Genomic DNA, 18458 nt, shown 5'->3' on the forward strand with positions numbered 1-18458 from the left:
GACACATGCGTTGCGACCAGATATTCTAGACCACTCAACCACCTATCCGGAGCGAAACAATGACCGACGCTGTAGAGCATGACGCCGAACTGGACGCCAGCGGGTTGAACTGTCCATTGCCGTTGCTCAAGGCCAAGCTGGAGCTCAATCACCTACCCAGCGGCGCGGTACTCAAGGTCATCGCTACCGATGCCGGCTCGCAACGCGACTTTCGCACCTTTGCCCGTTTGGCCGGTCATACGCTGCTTCATGAAGAAGACGAAGCTGGCGTTTATCGCTACTGGCTGAAAAAAGCCTGAATTTTGCGGCGTTCAATGTTAGGGAATATCGATGTTCAAAGTGTTACGCGACTGGATTCAGCGCTACTTCTCCGATGAGGAGGCCGTGGTCCTGGCCGTGCTGCTCTTTCTGGCCTTCACCGCGGTCCTGACGCTGGGTGGAATGCTCGCGCCGGTATTGGCAGGGATGGTGCTGGCGTATCTGATGCAAGGCCTGGTCAGTACCCTTGAACGCCTGCATTTGCCCGGTGCTGCCGCGGTGGGGCTGGTGTTTGCGTTGTTCATGGGCATGTTGCTGCTATTTCTGGTCGTGGTGCTGCCGTTGCTTTGGCATCAACTGATTGCCCTGTTCAACGAACTGCCGGGCATGCTCGCCAAATGGCAGTCGTTGCTGCTGTTGCTGCCCAAGCGCTATCCGCATCTGGTGTCCGATCAACAGGTGCTGCAGGCCATCGAGGTGGCGCGTGGCGAGATTGGCAAGTTCGGTCAGTGGGCGTTGACGTTCTCGCTGTCCAGCTTGCCACTGCTGGTGAACATCATGATCTATCTGGTGCTGGTGCCGATCCTGGTGTTTTTCTTCCTCAAGGACCGGGTGATGATCGGGCAGTGGATCCGCGGGTATTTGCCGCGTGAGCGTGCATTGATCACCCGCGTTGCCGAAGAAATGAACCGGCAGATCGCCAATTACATTCGCGGCAAGGTCATGGAAATGGTCATTTGCGGCGGGGCGACCTACATCGGCTTCGTTGCCTTGGGGCTCAACTACGCCGCACTGCTGGCGTTGTTGGTCGGCGTTTCGGTGGTGGTGCCGTATGTCGGGGCGGTGGTGGTGACCGTGCCGGTGCTGCTGATCGCCTTGTTTCAATGGGGCTGGAGCGACCAATTCATCTACCTGATGGCGGTCTACGGAATCATTCAGGTGCTGGATGGCAATGTGCTGGTGCCGCTGCTGTTTTCGGGGGCGGTCAATCTGCACCCGGTAGCGATCATCTGCGCAGTGTTGCTGTTCGGCGGGCTGTGGGGGTTCTGGGGCGTGTTTTTCGCGATTCCGCTGGCCACCCTGTTCAAGGCAGTGCTGGATGCCTGGCCGCGCAAGGAGCCGATAGTCGCGCCGTTGTTGTAATCACCGCTGACCTGTAGGAGCAAGGTTTGCCCGCGATGACGGTGTACCTGACACACCGCGTTATCGTTCATCGCTAGCAAGCTCTGCTCCTACAGAACGTAAATAACTCAGGCTTTGTTCAAGGCTTGGGCCGCAGCCAATACCGCATCCACATGCCCTGGCACTTTCACACCACGCCATTCCTGGCGCAGCACGCCATTCTTGTCGATCAGGAAAGTGCTGCGATCAACGCCCATGTATTCCTTGCCATAGAGCTTTTTCAGCTTGATCACGTCGAACAGCTGGCAGATGGTTTCGTCCTTGTCGCTGATCAGCTCGAACGGGAACTCCTGTTTGCACTTGAAGTTCTCGTGGGATTTCAGGCTGTCACGCGACACACCGAACACTTCGGTGTTGGCCGCGGTGAACTGCGCATACTGGTCGCGAAAGCCCTGACCTTCGGTGGTGCAACCCGGCGTGCTGTCCTTGGGATAGAAGTAGATCACCACGTGCTTGCCCTTGAGGGCCGCGAGGCTGACGGTCTGCCCGCTGGTGGCAGGCGCTTCGAAGTCGGCGACAGGTTGGTCGATAGCAACGGCCATGGGAGTTTCCTTACATTGGGTTCTGTGGGCGCCACGGTTCGATCAGCGCGTCCAGGTTCAGCGCGTCGGCGAAATCCAGGAACTGATCGCGCAGCCAACTGATCTGCACGCCCGCCGGTAGCGTCACGGTAAACGTGGCGTTGAGCATGGTGCCGCCGGTTTGCGGTGCCTGATACGTGTCGCAGGTCAGGTTTTCCAGCTCGACGTTGTGGTCCATGAAGAACTGGCACAGCTCGTTGATGATGTCCGAGCGGTAAGCCGAGCTGACATAGGCGACATACGGCAGGGCCTGTGGACGGTTCTCCAGCGCCGCGCTGCGGACCACGTTGACCGTGAAGGCGTGCTTTTTGGCGAGGCTCGACAGGCTGCCTTCAAGGCGCGCCAGCGCGTCCCAGCTACCGGAAATCTCGAGGACCAACGCACTGCACTCGCCATGACGGGTCAGGCGAGAGGTGACCACGGCACAGCGGTTTTCATGGCTGGCGCGGCACAGGACGTTAGTCAGCTCCATGGGGTTGGCGCCAAGGGCACTGATGACAAGGAATTGTTCGCGAACTGTGGGGGTGGACATGCAGCATTCCTAAAGCGATGAGCGGTCGGTACTTATCAAGGGCCGATTCGTCGGAGTGGGCGTCCGGATGCGAAATCAAAAAGCCCGAGCCAGATGGTTGCGACGAGCTCCAGTGAGGCGAGATCGGGTAGGCGGCAACGCAGGATCGGGGCTTGTGAGGCCGAAAGTGGAGGCTGGAACCCGGCGTACGAGCCTGTCGGTACTGATCTAAAGTCTGAAGGGTAGCGAAAACCGGCGCTCAGGGGAATGGCGCGAGCGCAGTACTTCGCTTGTACAAGCATCTTGGCGCCAGTACCATTACCGTTCTCTTTTTCCGGCAGGAGCGGTTGCATGATTGCGGGCAGTATGGTGGCACTGGTCACACCCATGGATGCACAGGGTCGTCTTGACTGGGACAGCCTGAGCAAACTGGTGGACTTTCACCTGCAAAACGGCACCCACGCCATTGTGGCGGTCGGCACCACAGGTGAGTCTGCGACCCTTGACGTGAACGAACACATCGAAGTGATTCGTCGCGTGGTCAAGCAGGTCAACGGTCGTATTCCGGTGATCGCCGGTACAGGCGCCAATTCGACGCGCGAAGCGATCGAACTGACCACCAATGCGAAGACCGCCGGCGCCGATGCGTGCCTGCTGGTAACGCCGTACTACAACAAGCCGACGCAAGAAGGCCTGTACCTGCACTTCAAGACCATCGCCGAAGCTGTCGACATCCCGCAGATCCTCTACAACGTGCCGGGTCGTACCGCGTGCGACATGCAGGCCGAGACGGTTATTCGCTTGTCGACCGTGAAGAACATCATCGGCATCAAGGAAGCCACAGGCGATCTTTCGCGCGCCAAGGCCATCCTCGACGGTGTCAGCAAAGACTTCCTGGTGATTTCCGGTGACGACGCCACCGCAGTCGAGCTGATCCTGCTGGGCGGCAAAGGCAATATCTCGGTGACCGCCAACGTTGCGCCGCGTGACATGAGCGATCTGTGCATCGCCGCCTTGAACGGTGATGCCGTGAAAGCCCGCGCGATCCACGAAAAGCTGATGCCGCTCAATAAAACCCTGTTTATTGAATCCAACCCTATCCCCGTGAAATGGGCGCTGCATGAAATGGGCTTGATGCCGGACGGTATCCGTCTGCCGCTCACCTGGCTCAGCGAAGCCTGTCACGAACCGCTGCGACAGGCCATGCGCCAGTCCGGCGTATTGGTTTAATTGAGGAAGTACAACGCATGAAGCGAATGGCCGGACTTTCCGCACTTGCCTTGATTATCTCCAGCACCAGTGGCTGTGGATGGATCTGGGGCCCGGAAGGTTACTTCCGTGACCGTGGTAGCGATTACCTGGAAGCGCAACAGACTGCACCGATGCAACTGCCGCCGGATGTCCATACCTCCAAGCGCCTGGACCCGTTGCTGCCGATTCCGCGCAACGTCGCCGATGACACGTTCAAGGGCGAATACGTCGTTCCTCGTCCGCAGCCGTTGTCGGCGATTGCCGATGCCAGCGATTACAGCCTGCAAAAAAGCGGCGATACGCGTTGGGTCATGGCCCAGCATCCACCGGCTGAAGTCTGGCCAGTGGCTGTGCAGTTCTTCCAGGACAACGGCTTCCGTCTGGATCAACAGCGTCCGCAAACCGGCGAGTTCACCACGGCCTGGCAGCGTCCTGACGAGCTTTCCGCGACGATGGCCAAGCGCCTGAGCAGTACCGGCGTTGGTTCTGACAGCCAGACTCGCGTGCGGGTGCGCATCGAGCCAGGCGTGCAGCGCAACACCAGTGAAGTCTACGTGGTCAGCGCCGAGCGTCCTGCCGGTAGCACCGCCGATGTCGCGTTCACCAACCGTTCGGTCAACACTGGCCTGGACGCTGCGCTGATCGACGACATGCTCGCGAGCATGAGCCGCACGTCGGAGAAGGGCGGTTCGGTCTCGATGCTCGCTTCGCGTGATTTCGATACGCCAAACCGTGTCAGCCTGACTGAAGACGGCAGCGGTAACCCAGTGCTCAACGTCGGTACCGACCTTGACCGCGCCTGGTCGAGCGTAGGGCGTGCGTTGGAAAAGGGTGAGTGGCGTGTTGAAGACATCAACCGCAGCCTGGGCCTGTACTACATCAACCTTTCCGAAAAAGCCGAGAAGAAAAACGAGAAGCCAGGTTTCTTCAGCAGCCTGTTCGGCAGTGCGCCGAGCAAGGAAGAAGTTGAAGCCCGCGCCGAGCGTTATCAGGTTCGCCTGAGCAAGGTTGGCGAGAACGTACAAGTGACCGTCGAGAAGAACATCAACACCGTTGCGCCCGCTGAAGTGGCGCGCAAAGTGTTGGGCGTGATTCAGGACAACCTGGGCTGATCAGATGCGTTTCGCCGTTCTCGGCAGTGGTAGCCAAGGGAATGGCACGCTGATAGCCAGTGATGACACGTACGTCCTGGTCGATTGTGGTTTCTCCTTGCGTGAAACCGAAAAACGCCTGCTGCGCCTGGGTGTAAGCCCGACGCAGCTGAGCGCGATACTGGTGACCCACGAACATGCCGACCACGTGCATGGCGTGGGTTTGCTGTCTCGGCGCTACAATCTTCCTGTCTACCTGAGTCGCGGTACCCTGCGCGGGATGCGCAAGCCGGTTGAACCGGCAGGCTTTGTCGCCGGTGGTGATCAGTTGCAGATCGGCGGGCTGAGTATCGGCGTCATTGCCGTGGCCCACGATGCGCAGGAACCGACGCAGTACGTCTTCAGTGACGGTTCGCGGCGTTTCGGCCTGCTGACGGACCTCGGTTCGTACTGCGCCACGGTGCTGGATGGTTATCGGGATCTCGATGCATTGATGATCGAATCCAATCACTGCCGCGACCTGCTGGCCCGCGGTCACTACCCGTACTTTCTCAAGCAGCGGGTAGGCGGTGAACTGGGACATTTGAACAACCATCAGGCCGCAAACCTGGTGGCCGAGTTGGGCTGGCAGGACCTGCAACACCTGGTACTGGCCCATCTGAGCAGCAAGAACAACCTGCCGCAGCTGGCCCGGCAATGTTTTGTCGACACCCTCGGGTGCGACCCGGACTGGCTGCAATTGGCCGATCAAGATTCAGGGCTCGACTGGCGACATATCGCCTAGCCCATCTACTTAGCAAGCGGAGCCCATCATGGAAAAACGTGAAGAACTCTACCGCGGCAAAGCCAAATCGGTTTACAAGACCGACGACGCTGACCGCTTGATCCTGCTGTTTCGCAACGACACTTCGGCGTTCGACGGCAAGCGCATCGAGCAGCTCGACCGCAAAGGCATGGTGAACAACAAGTTCAACGCCTTCATCATGCAGAAACTCGAAGAAGCCGGCGTGCCGACCCAATTCGACAAATTGCTGGGCGACAACGAGTGCCTGGTGAAGAAGCTCGACATGATCCCGGTCGAATGCGTCGTGCGTAACTACGCCGCCGGCAGCCTGGTCAAGCGTCTGGGCGTTGAAGAGGGCATGAAGCTCAACCCTTACACCTTCGAACTGTTCCTGAAGGACGACGCCAAGGGCGACCCGTTCATCAACGAATCCCACGTCGTGGCATTCGGTTGGGGCAAGGCCGAGCAACTGGTTCGCATGAAAGAACTGTCGCTCAAGGTCAACGAAGTCCTGAGCAAACTGTTCGACGACGCAGGCCTGCTGCTGGTCGACTTCAAGCTTGAATTCGGCGTGTTCCACGGTGAAATCGTCCTCGGCGACGAGTTCAGCCCGGACGGCTGCCGCCTGTGGGACAAGGCCACCGGCAAGAAAATGGACAAGGACCGCTTCCGTCAGGGCCTCGGTGACGTCATCGAAGCCTACGAAGAAGTCGCCAAGCGCCTCGGCGTACCGCTGTAATCGACGCAAGCATCTGATAGCACGGAAAAAATTTCACTTGGGGGGTTCGCTTCCGGTGAATGTGCTGTTATCATGCGCGCCGTTGGAGAGATGCCAGAGTGGCCGAATGGGACGGATTCGAAATCCGTTGTACCTTCACCGGTACCTAGGGTTCGAATCCCTATCTCTCCGCCATTATTGAATAAGACTAAGCCCCTGTAATCATTGATGATTACAGGGGCTTTTTCGTTTCTGGTGTTTTGTTTAGGGCATTTTTAGGGCAGAAATGCCGGACGATATACCGCTCAGGACCGCCGCAATCCGGATGGCCGAAGATCTTTGCCTGGCCATTGATCGTTTATTGGGGGAAGCTCTTCTATATTGCGTTCAATCATGTAAATTGCGTGGCTGTCGATTGCCTACGCAAAGGCCACGCAAAGGAACCTGCGGACACATGTTTAAGGTTATCGAGGTCCAGGAAGATTGGGTTGTCGATGAAGAATGGATGGGTACAAAAACCAAATTTTGGGTATCCATTCCTCCAGACGGAGAGATCTGGCTGTTCAAGCACTCTAGGGTTTCTGGTGAGTTTTTCGCTGGGGAGCACTGGTCTGAAAAACTGGCAAGTGAGATAGCCAAAATCATTGGCGTCCCTTGCGCGGATGTCGAGCTAGCGTGCTTTAACGGTCAGCCTGGTTGCTTAAGTCGGAAGTTTAGCCAGCTTGCAGACGGGGTTGAGCTTGTACACGGTAACGAATTGCTTGCAGGTGCCATTCAGGGCTATGACCAAGCCAAAAACTATGGGCTTAGCACTCACACACTCAAGAATATTCTGAGTACAGCCGTTTCACTGATGTCGACCCGTGAAGCGAAGGCTGAGGCAGCAATTGCAATAGGTGGAATGGTTACGCTCGATGCGCTGATCGTTAATGTTGATAGGCACCATGAAAATTGGTGTGTCTTCCGATCACGAGAACAAGATGGCGTAAAACACTCCATTGGTCCATCCTTCGATCATGCTTCCTCGCTTGGACGGGAGCTGAATCCGGGAAAGATTGATTCTTGGCTGCGTTCAGGCCTTGCTAATCGAGGTGAGTGGTACGTAAATAAAGCTAGGGGAGCGATATATTGGAATTCCTCTGGTTCAAAAGGGACTAATCCCCTAGAACTGCTCAGACTGGCATACGGCGAATGGCCGGAAATGATTACGCCATGGCTTGAGCGGCTCTTGAGGATTGATATTGACGAGCTCTGTAGGTTGCTAGACGAGATTCCTGATGGCTACATTCAGCAGCCATGCCGGGAATTTACCGCAGACCTACTCAGGTATACCTACCGTGAGCTGACAGGAATCAGATGATGAACACTTTATTTCTAGCATGGAGATCTGGGTACACGGTGGACTCTGTCACGCCACCGAAAGCTAGTTGGTTTCCAATTGGCCGGCTCGACCGAACTGAAAATGGCAATGAGCTCTATACCTTTCGCTATTTAAAAGGAGCCAAAATTGCAACGTCGGTCGCCGGATTCAGCCCGCTTGAGGCTTTTCCGGTTCTGAGCGAGGTGTACACGTCATCCGAGCTTTTTTCTGTATTTTCAAATCGGATCCCAAATCCGCGGCGTTCTGACTTTTCAGAAATTGTCGAACGTATGGATCTGGAAGATAAAGCTGATCCCTTCAGAATTTTGTCAATTTCTGGCGGGGCAAGGCAGACTGATACCCTTGAGATTTTTCCGCTTCTTACCACATCTCCAGAAGGAGATTTTGTCTGCCGGTTCTTTATTCACGGCAGCAGATTTATGCATGAGTCCTCGAATGTGGCCATGAATAATCTTTCCGTCGGTGAGAAGCTGAGAGTTTGTTTTGAGGCTAACAACCCAGCCACTGGATGGGCGATTCAATTACAAACCATTGATAAGCCACAGATTATTGGGTATGTGCCACGTTACCTGCTACCTGATTTACATTCGATTAGAAAGAGTGATGATCAGGAGTATTTAAGTGCGGTTGTGACAAAAGTTAATGCAGCCCCTGCTCCGTTGAACCAGAGGTTTCTTGTAGAATTGAAGGGACGTTTGCCAGCTGGTCAGGCAATGATGAGCTCTACTGAGTTCGAGACTCTGTCGTGACGACTCAGCCCGGCGTGAAGCGTCCGTCGGGCTGGTTTTATCTGTTTCAGTGCCTAAACCCAAGCATTTTTGACACGATACCCGCCATGCTCTTGGTGTCCTTCGGTATCCACCTCCCGTAATGTTTTCTCACCATCGTTGTATCAGCATGTCCGAGCTGCCGGGCGACCCATTCAACCGGGACGTAGCTCGACAGCATCTGGCTAGCGAAGGTGTGGCGACACTGGTTGGCCCCTCGATGGCGGACTTCCGCTTTTTTTAGATGGGCGGTGAACCAGTTGCTCAATGTCTTCCCGCTCCAGAGCAAACCACTGGTGGAGCTATGGAAAAGAAACCTGACCTTCATCTTCTTCGAGGTGATGTTGTCGCGCTGAATCACCGTGATATCAACGGCGGGTGCTTCTTTGGCGGCGGCAACAATCTCCCGTATCAGTTCAAGAGCTGGGTCTATCAGTTCGACGACTCGCACCCTGGAGCGTTCTTTGGGGACTTTGAATTCACCAATGACCAGTGCGCGCCGGACGTGCACCAGGCCAGCATCAAGGTCGACATCTTCGACGGCAAGCGCAATGACTTCGGATAGCGACAGCCCGGCCCAGCAATTGAACTCGATCATTCTGGCATCAGCCCGCCGGACGGGATCCGCTTTGCTGATCAACTCGATCTCGGTGCGGCTGAAAGGGTCGGCGTGTTCCAGGTCGACGTCTGATCCGACGTTGCTGATCCTGTCGAGCGGGTTGGCTTTCAGGATGCCATCGCCGAAGGCGTCAGCCCAGACCCCACGTACGACGGTGAAGATATCGTTCACTGTCTTTGGGGCCAGGCCTTGCTTGAGCAATTGCGCTTGAAACAACTCGATGTCGCTTTTACTGATGTCGACGATTCGACGTTTGCCGAATTTATTGTTGACGTGTACAGCCTTGCTCACATAGTTGACTACCGTGCTCGTTGCTTTAAGTGCGCGCTGAACCTCCAGCCATCGGTCAATGCCTTCCTTCACGGTGCGCTTGAGTGAGGGGCCGCCGGTGCCAGTGAACATGGCCGCTCTGGGTGAGTTTGGAAAATGGGCCGCATAGTCGAAGCGGCCCTCTTTGATCTCCGTTAGGATGGTCCGGCGCTTGTTGTCAGCGTAGGCAATGGCTGCTTTGTTTACTTTCGAGATCCCTTCCAGCGGCTCTCGGCACCGTTGGCCATTGAAGATGAACCATATGCGCAGCTGCTTGCCGTTCATCTCAACGCCGGTCGGCATCTTGTCAGTCATGGTTTCCCTTCCATCCAGCGTTCAATTGCCGCTCGGTTGTAGACGATTACGTTGGCTGGGTCGTAGCGCCAGTGTTTGCCCTCAAGCCAAAGTCCCCGAGTACGGTACTTGCGTACGGCTTCGGTACTCAGGCCGAACACCGGGTACAGCAGGTCTTGGCGGAACCAGGCGCCTGGAGTGATGTGGAAGTCGAGCTTTTCTGCGGCACTCATTGTGCTTTCCCCTGGGCGCGGCGCGCGATGCCTTCCGCCTGGCGCTTCTTGCTGCATTTTTGATGGTTGCCGTGTGCCCGTGACTTATTGCACTTGTCGCAGATCGTGATCAGGTCGAGGGGTGGCATTTGTCCACGGCGAATTCGGACAGTTCGTCGAAGTGCAGTCATGCGGCAACCCCAGGCGCGGACGGCTTCAGAAGGTCGGCCATGGCTAAAGCTTTGTCGCGCAGAAGGCGTGAGTCCCGTTCCAGTTTCTTGCCTGTTTTAAACGCACTGAAGGTCTCTGCTGCGATACGCAGTTTTTCGGCGATTTCCAGCAGGATTAGATGATGCTTTTCGCGGAGAACAGTGCTGTCCTTGAGTTTTTTGCAATGCTGGGCAAGCCGCTGGTGATCGGCTCGAATGAACTGCAGGGATGCTTCAAGTTCGTAGATGGCTTTGGCGTTTTCGGCACGCTGATTGTTGGTGCCTTCGTCAATTCCTTCGATGCGGCCGTCAGCCAAGCCGCCTCGATAGCCGGCCCAGTAGAGCAGGGCTGCCGCAATGATGATGCTGATCAGTGCGCAGATTTGAATTGCTGTCATGTGCTGTGTACCTCGGTAGAGCCCGCCGCCGGGATCATTGGTGAGAGGCCGGCGGCGGGGTGTTGCTTTGGGTTCAGTTACAAGGTGGCTTCGTACAGCGGCACGTCACCGATTGCGGTCTGGATCTTCTGGCGAACAGCGTTGTAGGCCTCTTCCAGCACCTTGTCGGGGCGTACCAGTTCGAACCACATTTGCAGGCGACCTTCCAGGATGCGGTAGCGGAAGCGGGCGGGGACGCAGAAGGCGTCACCGCCGAGGAACGGTTTCACGGCAATGAAGAATTGTTCGGGGATGCGAAGTTGGCCTGCTTCGCCGGCACGCCCGTCGATTTCTTCGTTGTAGGTCAGTTGAACCTGGCCGTTGTCGAGGCGGGTGCCTTGGCGGAAGGTGATGTTTTTCTTGGCTTCCAGCGTGCGGCTGATTTCCAGCATGTCGGCAGCACATGGGTCGGTTGCTTCGTTTTCGCGCTGGGTGATGTCCTTGACGTTCTCTTCGATGAACTCGGCGAAGGTGGCTTGATCCATGCGCTTACGATCGTTCTCTTTCCAGCGACCCCACTCGACGGTGGTCGGGCAACGGTACGTGGCCACGTGACCGAGCCAGGCAGGGGCTGCCGGTTGGTGGTAGTCGATGACTGCCGCGAAAGTGCGGCCTTCCGGACCGTTGCAGAACACTGCTGTGGCGGGGTTGGCGAAGCGGTTCACGTATTCAATAAAGGATTCTGCGTCCAATACTGTGAGCTTCTGGCGCGTGCGGCTGGGAGCCGGCAGCAGGTGTTCAAGGTTTTCGACGCTTACCCCGTCGGGTAGCAGCGCAATGGGTGCCGCCAGACTAGGGTGATCAATCGGCTTGCCGAGTGCTTGGGCGAAGGTGAACAGTTGTTGAAGTGCTTGTTGCATAGGATGTGCTCCATTGGGTGATGCAGTGGTGAGAGGTTGGTGGAACAGGAATTACTGGCCGACGTGGCGCAATTTTTCCGGCGCTGGCTCTTCGCTGATGGTGCGAAGCGGCAAGTCCTGTTGTCGTGGGTCGCGACGGGTCAGGTTGCCCTCGGAGGTCAGGAAGAACAGCGATGTGCCGCGAGACAGGATCGGTTCCTTCGCTTTGACGTCGGCCTTGATGGTCATCTGGCCGCTGCCGTCTGGCTTGTAGACGAGCTTGATGGTCAGTTCGCCGCCCTTGCCGGTCAGGCGGATGGCATCGATCAGGCGGTGTTGGGTTTCGCTGAGTTCATCGAGCAACCCGCCGGCCTCGATGTCGCGCAGGGTGTCGATGAAGGGACGTGCTTTGCTCATGTGCTGTGCCTCATTCAATGCAAGTTGTTGCCCCTGGACGGCAGGGGCCACCGTTGAATCAGGCTGCCGCCTTCGTCGCTTGAGCGTCGAGGAAGGCGGCCAGGTCGTGCAGGTACACCACCGGTTTGGCACGGGCCGAGCAGTGGTGTCGTTTCACGACTAGGTTGATGCGACCGGCCTTGATTTCACTCAGCAGGTAGCGGTCGGTAGCGATGTGCGTGAAGTACTGTTCGCGAACGGCCGTCAGGGACGGACAGGGTGTGGCGAACTGTTTGCGCAGTTGGTCGAGGGTCTCGCTCACGCGGCAGCCTCCCCGGACCCCACCGATGGGTGGCCCAACTTCAGCCGGATCAATTCGGCCAGGCTCTCTTTGCTTTTGCCCGTACCTGCGGCGCAGACATGGCCCTCGGCATCAGCGACAACGGCGCCGAAAGGGTATTCGGGGGAGTTGGTCGGCGTGACGTAGGCGACCTGACCTTCGTGGATCACGTTATTGACGCAGCGGAACACTTCGGCCAACTCGGTGCTGAGCGCTGGCATGCCTCCCAGCAGCTGGATTGCTTCGGTCGAGGCGCCAAGCAGTGTGGCGCGGCTGATCACGCCGGGGCAGTTGAGGTAGATCGGGATCAGCTTCAGGGCGCCGAGCGATTGCGTGTAAGCGTTGAGGTAGTTGGTTTTCATGCGGCGGCGTCCTTTTTAGTGATGGTGATTCCCAGCTTCTTGGCCAGCCAATCCACGCCGTCTTCCTTCACCATCACCACAGAGTAATGACGATACTGGTTGATCGACGGAATCAAGGTGCTGCGCGGGTCCGAGTACAGGTAGCCACGGTCGCGGTGCTGACTGGCAAGGTCGCCGCTGCTGTTCAAGATGCCCAGCTCCCGCAACCTGGTGCGGAAGGCGCGGGTTTTGAGTCCGAGCAAAGCGGCGGTTTCGTCCACGGTGCGGTTCATGGCGCTGTCCTCAGGCTGCTGCGGACTTTCTGGCGTGCAGAAGATGGGCTACCCGGAGGTCAAGGTCTTCATACAAGTCCTCGAGGGCGTAGTCGTTCCACAAAGTCAGGTCGTCGTAGGCGGGTTGGATACCGGCCTCGCTGACATGGGGATTCACTTCCGTGGCGGATTCGCGGGAGATATGAATCACGACACCTCCACGCTGACGGATGAACTCTGCTTCGTTCTCGAACCGCAGGTCGCTGACCACAAAGCCGCGTGCGGTGTCGTGAGTGCGTGCCAGTAGGTCAAGGTTCTGCGCGGCCAGTAGCAGCCACAGTTCGGGGTGGACGGTGTTGCGGCCCCATTCGGTGCCAAGGGACTGCATCAGTTCGCGTGGCGAGCGGCCCAGCCATGGCAGCGGGAGTTCTTTCTGTTCGCTTTCGAAGTCGCACGGGCTCAGGTTGAGGATGTGCATCAGGCCATCGCGCAGCGGATCGGCAAAGGCATAGGACTGGAACCCGTGATGGTTCACTAGGTGCTGGGCGGCGGTGTCTTTACCGGATCGTGCGCGGCCAGCAAGGCCAATAAGAAGAGGTGTCATGCTGCGTAGCCTCCCCATGGGCCGATGTCGTCAATTGCGACAGGGCTGGCAGGAAGGGCGGTAGCGGGTCGACCGATGTTGATGATCACCAGCAGGCCGGTGTGTTGTTGGATGGCTTCGACTGCGGTGGGGCTGGTGATTGCTGTCGGGTGTAGGTACACCGGGCAGCGGGTGTTGCTGTGCTGTGTTGACTGCATGTCTCGTACTCTTTGGTGAGAGGGATACGGGACTAAAATTAGTGTTAGTGTTTTAATCTGTCAATAGCATTGCTGATATTTACTGTTTTATTTGTCCGCGCGCACAAAAAAGCCCGCGATTTGCGGGCTTCATTCAGGTGATATTCAGCTTCGAGCTGTCAGAGGTCTACAATTTTTCTACGGGCGCGACCGTAAACCTGCCATTCCTCGGTGATTCTCAGTACCCGATCTGGCCAATCAGGATTTGTGGCATACAGGTAAGCTTCGCCGCCTTCTTCACTCAATTGTTTAAGGCTGACAGCCTTATCGCTTGTGCGCTTGGCAACAACAAAGTCGCCTGACTTCCAAGGCATATCTGGATCGACCACTACCTTATCGCCAGATTTGAAATCGGGTTCCATACTTCTTCCTTCAACGCGCAAGATGAATGCGCGTGGGCCCGCAGGTCCGCCTGCTTCTACCCATTCTTCAGCATCGTCTGCTTGAAATCTTTTATCTGCCTTCAAAAAAGCTACAGCTTTTACATATCCGATCACAGGCAACAGCCTCCCCGCCGGTCCCATATCCGTGGTGTTCCGATGCCAGTCCCCAGTACCAGGGCTGTTTATCATCGGAACGTTATTTGCCGTCATCATCGTTTCTGCCAGCCGAGGGCTGACGCTCTCGGGAGCGAAACGTAACGCACGACTTAGGCTTAATAACGCGGGGAGATTCAGGGGGATCTTGCCTGTCATGTATTGACTGACAGCGCTTTGGCCCGACCAGCCACAAGCCTCGGCGACCTTCTCCTGATTCAGGCTTCGGTCTTCCGCTTTTCTGGCTCTGTAGATGCTTTTGAGGCGTGAGGCTTCTTCAGCAATGTAGGTCGGTTTATTCGTCATGTCGTCGATTCTAGAAGTAGCACTTATATTCGACAAAGAGTGTTAGTGTTTTTTTCTTGCTTGATTTTATGAGTCGAACTAATATTCTGCCCTGCATCCATTCCGAGGAATTGCGAATGACGGTTGAATATGGAACTCCTTTGCGCGAGTTCGCGAAGGGTAAGAGCCAGCTTGAAGTGGCTGGCGTCATCGGTGTGACCCAAAGCGCCGTTTCTCAAATGATTCTCTCTGAGCGAGACATCCGAGTGGTCAGTAAAGCTGACGGTGGGCTTCGGGCGGTTGAAATTCGTCCGGTTGGAAGTCGCCGAAAGCCACTTGCAGCTTAAAAAAGGTGCCGGGCTGGGGCCTCTCACCAAAGAATCCCCCAGCCCAGCTACGACGATACACAGCACATGCACATCGGTCGTGGTCGTAGGATAGGTCGTACCCTTTCCTATGGCTAGGCCGTAAACGGGGTATTTACGGTTATGAGTCGCACAGATCTATTGCCGGGCGCTGGCCCGGTCCTTTCTTTGCGTGAGGCGCTTTATCGTGCCGGGCGCGATTATCACGGCGGCATCACGGCGCTGGGCCATGCGATGTGCATGGACTACGACGAACTGCAGAAGAAGCTCAAATTCAACGAGGAACGTCGGTGGCTGAGTCCCGATGAACTGGAAGAGGTTGTCAGGCTGACCAAAAGCCCACTGTTGTTGGATGCATTGATGCGTCCGGCGGGAGTGGTCTGGTACAAGCCGACTCCGGTACCGGCCACTGCCCAGGCGTTGAAGTCAGTGGGCAAATTGCTCGAAAGAACCGGCGAGTTTGTTTCCAGTATGCATGCCGGGGCAGCGGATAACGTTTGGGAGCCTCACGAGGTTGCCGAGTTGGCCAAGTATGGGGTCGACGTCATTCAGGCGGTGCTGGGCATCATGGCCGGTGCACGTTTGGCGATGGAGGGTCATGAACATGGCTGATGTCATCGACCTGGCTAACGATCACGCCGACTACCTGTTGCAACTTGCCCTTGAGCGCCGTCAGCGTCCGGCGAGCGCCGTCAGTGCGCAGTTCTGTGAGGACTGCGACGAACCGATCCCGTTACTTCGGCAACAGACGATTGTGGGTTGCGAAACCTGCGTCAGTTGTCAGGGGTTACGGGAGCGGCGCAGATGAGTGATCAAGACAATGGATTGCCTACTGCTGACTGGGCTCAGTTCTACATCGATACGTTTGGTTGGGCGCTAGTCCCGATAGAGCCCGGAGAGAAAGGTCCGAAGGGCAAGGGCTGGAACAAGCCGGGCGGCTACATCACCGACCCGATAGCTGCCGAAGCATTCTGGCGAAGAAACCCCAAGCACAACCTGGGCGTCGTGCTGGGGCCGAGTCGTGTCTGTTCGTTGGACGTGGATGACGTGCAGTGGACGCGGCACGTGTTGTACGAGCAGCTGGGTCTCGATCTGGATGCGATGGCGGTGGTGTATCCGACCATTGTGGGTAACCCGCTGCGCTTCCGGGTGCTGTTCAAGCTGCCGGAGGGTGTTGATCTGACTCGGCATTCGCTTTCGTGGCCGAATCAAAATGACCCGGACGGTTCGATTTTCAAGGCGCTGGGGGCCAAAGCCAAAGCGGCGAAAGAGCAGGGCGATACGGCAGGTGAGGCGGCGGCACAGGCAGAAGCCGAGGACTACAAGCGCTTCACGGTGTTCGAGCTGCGCGCCGGCCCGGTGCAGGATGTGTTCCCGCCGTCGATTCACCCGGGCACCGGCAAGCCATACACCTGGCGAACGCCGCCGAACACCACGGACGGTTTGCCCACGCTGACCACCGAGCTGTTGGCGATCTGGCAAAACTGGGACCTCTTCAAACGCGATGCCGAAGCGGCGTGCCCGTGGGCGCCCAAGCCGAAGAAGCCGGTGGCCAAGGTCATCAAGCGGGCACCGCCAGCGGCAGGCAAGCCGTCGGTGATCGATGAGTTCAATCGCTGCCACGACGTTGAAGAGTTGTTGCGTGCCCACGACTACATCAAGCGTGGCAGTAAGTGGCTGTATCCACACAGCAGCACCGGGCTGCCGGGTGTGACGGTCAGCGACGACAAGGTGTATTCGCACCACGGAGCCGATCCGCTCGCGAACGGACATCAGAACGATGCGTTCGAGGTGTTCTGTTTGCTGCAGCATGGCGGCGATCAGGCGCGGGCGGTGAAGGACGCGGCGCGGTTGCTGGGTATGCAGTATTCGTCGCGCCCGGATCCGCGTGATCTTCCCCCCACCCCATCTGGTGACCCGAGTGAGCCGAGCCAGGTCGATGACAGCGCGCCCAGCGAGGCCGCTCCGGCTCCAGACGGGGGCGCGGGGGAGGCGCTGACGATTGACCAGGTGCTGCGTCGATTTGCGCTGGTTGAGGGCACAACGCATGTGTGGGACTGCGATCAATCGCGGGTGATGAAGAAGTCGGCTTTTGAGGCTCGAGTGGGCAAGCCGCTGGCCAAGGAGTGGTTGGACAATACGGAAAAACGATTGATCTCCGATGACCATGTTCGCGATATCGAGCAGTCACGACGCATGGCGGGAAAGAAGGGTGGAGCCTTGGGCATGCCGCCAACCGATCGTTATGTGTATATCGATGGGACCAAGGACGTTTGGGATCGAGAGAAGAAGCGGCGCATTGCCGAGGGCGCGGTGAAGATGGCGCTGGGCGATACCTACCCGCTGTGGCTGAACAGCAGTGAGCGGCGCACGGTGGATGTCGAGCACATTGTGTTTGACCCGACGATGACCAAAGACCCGGCCGTGTACATCAATACCTTTGACGGCTTGCCGCTGGAGCCGGTCAGGGACGATGAAGCCTGCGCCAACTTGCGGTGGCTGATTTCGTTCCTGTGTAACCATGATGAAGACGCGACTCGGTGGCTAACGCGCTGGTTGGCTTATCCGCTTCAGCACCTGGGCGCGAAGATGGATACCGCGGTGCTGATGCACTCGACTATGGAGGGCTCAGGTAAAAGCCTGTTTTTTGCCGACACGTTGGGCGCGCTGTACGGCCAGTATGCCGCGACGGTGGGGCAGACTCAGTTGGAGAGCAATTTCAACGCCTGGCAAAGCCGCAAGCTGTGGGCGGTATTTGAAGAGGTGGTGAGTCGTGATCAGCGTTACAACCAGGTGGGCAAGATCAAACACTTGGTCACGGGTAAAACGGTTCGGATGGAATCGAAGTTCATCAACGGTTGGGAGGAGGCCAACCATATGAACGCGGTGTTCCTGAGCAACGAAATTTTGCCGTGGCCAATCAGCGACAGTGACCGGCGGATGCTGGTGATGTGGCCTATGGAAACCTTACCGGTTGAACGTCAAAAGGCGATCGGGCGGGAATTGGAGCAGGGCGGTGTCGCAGCGCTGTACGGTTGGTTGTTGTCGGTCGATCTGGGTGACTTCAACCAGCGGACGCGACCGCCCTCGACCGATGCCCGTGAGCGTTTGGTGGCATTGAGTCGGGCCGGGTGGCAAACGTTCCTGCACCTGTGGAAGTACAACGAACTCGGCCAGGGTATGTGGGGGCCGTGTCTGTCCACTGACTTGTATTCGCTGTTCCTTGAGTGGTGTCAGCGCAACAAAGAGCATGTGATGAGTCAGACGAAGTTTTCGCTGTTTATCAGCTCCGAGGTGGACAAGACGCGCTCGATTCCCTGGACCGATGGCAACAACCGGAAGTTCGGCGCGTTCTTCTTCCCTGTCGACCAGGACGCTTCCCCGCCCCCATCACTGAAGTCGGCCGAGCTGGGTGTGATGGTCGTCAATTGGCGGGCCAAGGCGCGGCTTGCGGGCTGGCACGTGGACAGCTGGGACCACATCAAGGCGGCTGCCGCATGACTACGCCTAAAAGTGTGTTGGGTGTGTTGGGTGCGTGTCGGGTTGGTTTGGGCTACCCAGCACAGTTGGGACCCTTATATTTCGCGTCTTTCCGGGCTTTGTGTCGGGTGTGTTGGGTTTGGCTTCGCGTGCGCGCCTG

The 18458-nt window shown here is 57.3% G+C and carries 25 protein-coding genes and 1 tRNA gene; 13 read left to right on the top strand and 13 right to left on the bottom strand.

The genetic code is table 11. From position 1 onward, the window contains the following. The first annotated feature begins 59 nt into the window (after positions 1–59). Together KRR23_RS18015 and KRR23_RS18020 are read left to right on the top strand one after the other, a co-directional pair. Complete coding sequence (locus KRR23_RS18015; protein WP_216743591.1) at positions 60–299, top strand: sulfurtransferase TusA family protein; 240 nt, start codon at positions 60–62, stop codon at positions 297–299. A 31-nt stretch (positions 300–330) separates the two neighbouring features. Then, complete coding sequence (locus tag KRR23_RS18020; protein ID WP_216743592.1) at positions 331–1401, top strand: AI-2E family transporter; 1071 nt, start codon at positions 331–333, stop codon at positions 1399–1401. Positions 1402–1508: 107 nt separating this feature from the next. On the opposite strand, the gene KRR23_RS18025 is transcribed toward KRR23_RS18020, so the two are convergent. Both KRR23_RS18025 and KRR23_RS18030 read right to left on the bottom strand, forming a co-directional pair. After that, a complete protein-coding gene (locus tag KRR23_RS18025) occupies positions 1509–1982 on the bottom strand; it encodes a peroxiredoxin (RefSeq protein WP_216743593.1) in 474 nt (157 codons plus the stop codon). Positions 1983–1992: 10 nt separating this feature from the next. Further along, positions 1993–2553 carry a glycine cleavage system protein R gene (locus KRR23_RS18030; protein WP_019692529.1) on the bottom strand — a complete coding sequence of 187 codons (561 nt, stop codon included), beginning with the start codon at positions 2551–2553 and terminating at the stop codon, positions 1993–1995. 330 nt (positions 2554–2883) lie between these two features. On the opposite strand from KRR23_RS18030, the gene dapA reads away from it, so the two are divergent. The 7 genes from dapA to KRR23_RS18065 all read left to right on the top strand — a co-directional run bounded on the left by dapA (position 2884) and on the right by KRR23_RS18065 (position 8506). Next, a complete protein-coding gene (gene dapA, locus KRR23_RS18035; RefSeq protein WP_054596114.1) occupies positions 2884–3762 on the top strand; it encodes a 4-hydroxy-tetrahydrodipicolinate synthase in 879 nt (292 codons plus the stop codon). 17 nt (positions 3763–3779) lie between these two features. Next, complete coding sequence (gene bamC / locus KRR23_RS18040) at positions 3780–4895, top strand: outer membrane protein assembly factor BamC (RefSeq protein WP_103319985.1); 1116 nt, start codon at positions 3780–3782, stop codon at positions 4893–4895. A gap of 4 nt (positions 4896–4899) precedes the next feature. Next, positions 4900–5658, top strand: coding sequence for an MBL fold metallo-hydrolase (locus tag KRR23_RS18045; protein WP_123582164.1), 759 nt, complete (start codon positions 4900–4902; stop codon positions 5656–5658). 28 nt (positions 5659–5686) lie between these two features. Then, positions 5687–6397, top strand: coding sequence for a phosphoribosylaminoimidazolesuccinocarboxamide synthase (gene purC / locus KRR23_RS18050; protein WP_019692525.1), 711 nt, complete (start codon positions 5687–5689; stop codon positions 6395–6397). 84 nt (positions 6398–6481) lie between these two features. Further along, positions 6482–6571 (top strand) — tRNA-Ser (locus KRR23_RS18055). A gap of 259 nt (positions 6572–6830) precedes the next feature. Then, entirely contained in the window at positions 6831–7736 is a 906-nt protein-coding gene (locus KRR23_RS18060) for a HipA domain-containing protein (protein WP_216743594.1), read from the top strand. Beyond that, entirely contained in the window at positions 7736–8506 is a 771-nt protein-coding gene (locus KRR23_RS18065; protein WP_216743595.1) for an HIRAN domain-containing protein, read from the top strand. The genes KRR23_RS18060 and KRR23_RS18065 overlap by 1 nt, the downstream gene beginning before the upstream one ends. A 46-nt stretch (positions 8507–8552) precedes the next feature. Here the strand turns inward: KRR23_RS18065 and KRR23_RS18070 are convergent, their stop codons facing one another. The 11 genes from KRR23_RS18070 to KRR23_RS18120 all read right to left on the bottom strand — a co-directional run bounded on the left by KRR23_RS18070 (position 8553) and on the right by KRR23_RS18120 (position 14474). Continuing rightward, positions 8553–9767 (bottom strand): DUF3596 domain-containing protein, encoded by a 1215-nt coding sequence (locus KRR23_RS18070; protein ID WP_216743596.1) that lies wholly within the window; start codon positions 9765–9767, stop codon positions 8553–8555. Continuing rightward, positions 9764–9979, bottom strand: a complete 216-nt coding sequence (gene xisR / locus KRR23_RS18075; protein WP_008036021.1) for an excisionase family protein — start codon at positions 9977–9979, stop codon at positions 9764–9766. Before xisR ends, KRR23_RS18070 begins: the two co-directional genes overlap by 4 nt. A gap of 166 nt (positions 9980–10145) precedes the next feature. Further along, positions 10146–10565 carry a hypothetical protein gene (locus tag KRR23_RS18080; protein ID WP_216743597.1) on the bottom strand — a complete coding sequence of 140 codons (420 nt, stop codon included), beginning with the start codon at positions 10563–10565 and terminating at the stop codon, positions 10146–10148. Between the two features lie 77 nt (positions 10566–10642). Next, positions 10643–11464, bottom strand: a complete 822-nt coding sequence (locus KRR23_RS18085; protein WP_216743598.1) for a YfdQ family protein — start codon at positions 11462–11464, stop codon at positions 10643–10645. A gap of 51 nt (positions 11465–11515) precedes the next feature. Next, the gene (locus tag KRR23_RS18090) at positions 11516–11860 is read right to left on the bottom strand and encodes a hypothetical protein (protein WP_216743599.1); all 345 of its coding nucleotides are present in this window, start codon (positions 11858–11860) and stop codon (positions 11516–11518) included. A 58-nt stretch (positions 11861–11918) separates the two neighbouring features. Next, on the bottom strand, positions 11919–12161 hold the full coding sequence (locus KRR23_RS18095) for a pyocin activator PrtN family protein (protein ID WP_216743600.1): 243 nt from the start codon (positions 12159–12161) through the stop codon (positions 11919–11921). Continuing rightward, entirely contained in the window at positions 12158–12541 is a 384-nt protein-coding gene (locus tag KRR23_RS18100) for a hypothetical protein (RefSeq protein ID WP_216743601.1), read from the bottom strand. The genes KRR23_RS18095 and KRR23_RS18100 overlap by 4 nt, the downstream gene beginning before the upstream one ends. Then, complete coding sequence (locus tag KRR23_RS18105; RefSeq protein ID WP_216743602.1) at positions 12538–12813, bottom strand: phage antirepressor KilAC domain-containing protein; 276 nt, start codon at positions 12811–12813, stop codon at positions 12538–12540. Before KRR23_RS18105 ends, KRR23_RS18100 begins: the two co-directional genes overlap by 4 nt. 10 nt (positions 12814–12823) lie before the next feature. Then, entirely contained in the window at positions 12824–13396 is a 573-nt protein-coding gene (locus KRR23_RS18110; protein ID WP_216743603.1) for a deoxynucleotide monophosphate kinase, read from the bottom strand. After that, positions 13393–13593 (bottom strand): hypothetical protein, encoded by a 201-nt coding sequence (locus KRR23_RS18115; RefSeq protein ID WP_216743604.1) that lies wholly within the window; start codon positions 13591–13593, stop codon positions 13393–13395. Before KRR23_RS18115 ends, KRR23_RS18110 begins: the two co-directional genes overlap by 4 nt. 158 nt (positions 13594–13751) lie before the next feature. Then, positions 13752–14474 (bottom strand): XRE family transcriptional regulator, encoded by a 723-nt coding sequence (locus KRR23_RS18120; RefSeq protein WP_253912159.1) that lies wholly within the window; start codon positions 14472–14474, stop codon positions 13752–13754. A gap of 116 nt (positions 14475–14590) precedes the next feature. Here KRR23_RS18120 and KRR23_RS18125 point away from each other — a divergent pair, with 116 nt between their 5' ends. The 4 genes from KRR23_RS18125 (at position 14591) to KRR23_RS18140 (ending at position 18319) form a co-directional block, all read left to right on the top strand. Further along, positions 14591–14800: a Cro/Cl family transcriptional regulator gene (locus tag KRR23_RS18125; RefSeq protein ID WP_216743605.1), complete on the top strand. Its 210-nt coding sequence runs from the start codon at positions 14591–14593 to the stop codon at positions 14798–14800. Between the two features lie 141 nt (positions 14801–14941). Next, complete coding sequence (locus KRR23_RS18130; protein ID WP_216743606.1) at positions 14942–15430, top strand: phage regulatory CII family protein; 489 nt, start codon at positions 14942–14944, stop codon at positions 15428–15430. Next, positions 15423–15626, top strand: coding sequence for a TraR/DksA C4-type zinc finger protein (locus KRR23_RS18135; RefSeq protein WP_216743607.1), 204 nt, complete (start codon positions 15423–15425; stop codon positions 15624–15626). The genes KRR23_RS18130 and KRR23_RS18135 overlap by 8 nt, the downstream gene beginning before the upstream one ends. After that, positions 15623–18319 (top strand): bifunctional DNA primase/polymerase, encoded by a 2697-nt coding sequence (locus KRR23_RS18140; protein ID WP_216743608.1) that lies wholly within the window; start codon positions 15623–15625, stop codon positions 18317–18319. The genes KRR23_RS18135 and KRR23_RS18140 overlap by 4 nt, the downstream gene beginning before the upstream one ends. The last annotated feature ends 139 nt before the right edge of the window (positions 18320–18458 follow it).

It is taken from the genome of Pseudomonas sp. CVAP#3 (assembly GCF_018986375.1).
In the GTDB taxonomy this organism is placed as follows: domain Bacteria; phylum Pseudomonadota; class Gammaproteobacteria; order Pseudomonadales; family Pseudomonadaceae; genus Aquipseudomonas; species Aquipseudomonas helvetica.

Excerpts from the sequence above, each read along its gene's own strand:
- KRR23_RS18015 (WP_216743591.1), top strand. The coding sequence starts at position 60 with ATGACCGACGCTGTAGAGCATGACGCCGAACTGGACGCCAGCGGGTTG.
- KRR23_RS18020 (WP_216743592.1), top strand. The coding sequence starts at position 331 with ATGTTCAAAGTGTTACGCGACTGGATTCAGCGCTACTTCTCCGATGAG.
- KRR23_RS18025 (WP_216743593.1), bottom strand. The coding sequence starts at position 1,982 with ATGGCCGTTGCTATCGACCAACCTGTCGCCGACTTCGAAGCGCCTGCC.
- KRR23_RS18030 (WP_019692529.1), bottom strand. The coding sequence starts at position 2,553 with ATGTCCACCCCCACAGTTCGCGAACAATTCCTTGTCATCAGTGCCCTT.
- dapA (WP_054596114.1), top strand. The coding sequence starts at position 2,884 with ATGATTGCGGGCAGTATGGTGGCACTGGTCACACCCATGGATGCACAG.
- bamC (WP_103319985.1), top strand. The coding sequence starts at position 3,780 with ATGAAGCGAATGGCCGGACTTTCCGCACTTGCCTTGATTATCTCCAGC.
- KRR23_RS18045 (WP_123582164.1), top strand. The coding sequence starts at position 4,900 with ATGCGTTTCGCCGTTCTCGGCAGTGGTAGCCAAGGGAATGGCACGCTG.
- purC (WP_019692525.1), top strand. The coding sequence starts at position 5,687 with ATGGAAAAACGTGAAGAACTCTACCGCGGCAAAGCCAAATCGGTTTAC.
- KRR23_RS18060 (WP_216743594.1), top strand. The coding sequence starts at position 6,831 with ATGTTTAAGGTTATCGAGGTCCAGGAAGATTGGGTTGTCGATGAAGAA.
- KRR23_RS18065 (WP_216743595.1), top strand. The coding sequence starts at position 7,736 with ATGAACACTTTATTTCTAGCATGGAGATCTGGGTACACGGTGGACTCT.
- KRR23_RS18070 (WP_216743596.1), bottom strand. The coding sequence starts at position 9,767 with ATGACTGACAAGATGCCGACCGGCGTTGAGATGAACGGCAAGCAGCTG.
- xisR (WP_008036021.1), bottom strand. The coding sequence starts at position 9,979 with ATGAGTGCCGCAGAAAAGCTCGACTTCCACATCACTCCAGGCGCCTGG.
- KRR23_RS18080 (WP_216743597.1), bottom strand. The coding sequence starts at position 10,565 with ATGACAGCAATTCAAATCTGCGCACTGATCAGCATCATCATTGCGGCA.
- KRR23_RS18085 (WP_216743598.1), bottom strand. The coding sequence starts at position 11,464 with ATGCAACAAGCACTTCAACAACTGTTCACCTTCGCCCAAGCACTCGGC.
- KRR23_RS18090 (WP_216743599.1), bottom strand. The coding sequence starts at position 11,860 with ATGAGCAAAGCACGTCCCTTCATCGACACCCTGCGCGACATCGAGGCC.
- KRR23_RS18100 (WP_216743601.1), bottom strand. The coding sequence starts at position 12,541 with ATGAAAACCAACTACCTCAACGCTTACACGCAATCGCTCGGCGCCCTG.
- KRR23_RS18105 (WP_216743602.1), bottom strand. The coding sequence starts at position 12,813 with ATGAACCGCACCGTGGACGAAACCGCCGCTTTGCTCGGACTCAAAACC.
- KRR23_RS18110 (WP_216743603.1), bottom strand. The coding sequence starts at position 13,396 with ATGACACCTCTTCTTATTGGCCTTGCTGGCCGCGCACGATCCGGTAAA.
- KRR23_RS18115 (WP_216743604.1), bottom strand. The coding sequence starts at position 13,593 with ATGCAGTCAACACAGCACAGCAACACCCGCTGCCCGGTGTACCTACAC.
- KRR23_RS18120 (WP_253912159.1), bottom strand. The coding sequence starts at position 14,474 with ATGACGAATAAACCGACCTACATTGCTGAAGAAGCCTCACGCCTCAAA.
- KRR23_RS18125 (WP_216743605.1), top strand. The coding sequence starts at position 14,591 with ATGACGGTTGAATATGGAACTCCTTTGCGCGAGTTCGCGAAGGGTAAG.
- KRR23_RS18130 (WP_216743606.1), top strand. The coding sequence starts at position 14,942 with ATGAGTCGCACAGATCTATTGCCGGGCGCTGGCCCGGTCCTTTCTTTG.
- KRR23_RS18135 (WP_216743607.1), top strand. The coding sequence starts at position 15,423 with ATGGCTGATGTCATCGACCTGGCTAACGATCACGCCGACTACCTGTTG.
- KRR23_RS18140 (WP_216743608.1), top strand. The coding sequence starts at position 15,623 with ATGAGTGATCAAGACAATGGATTGCCTACTGCTGACTGGGCTCAGTTC.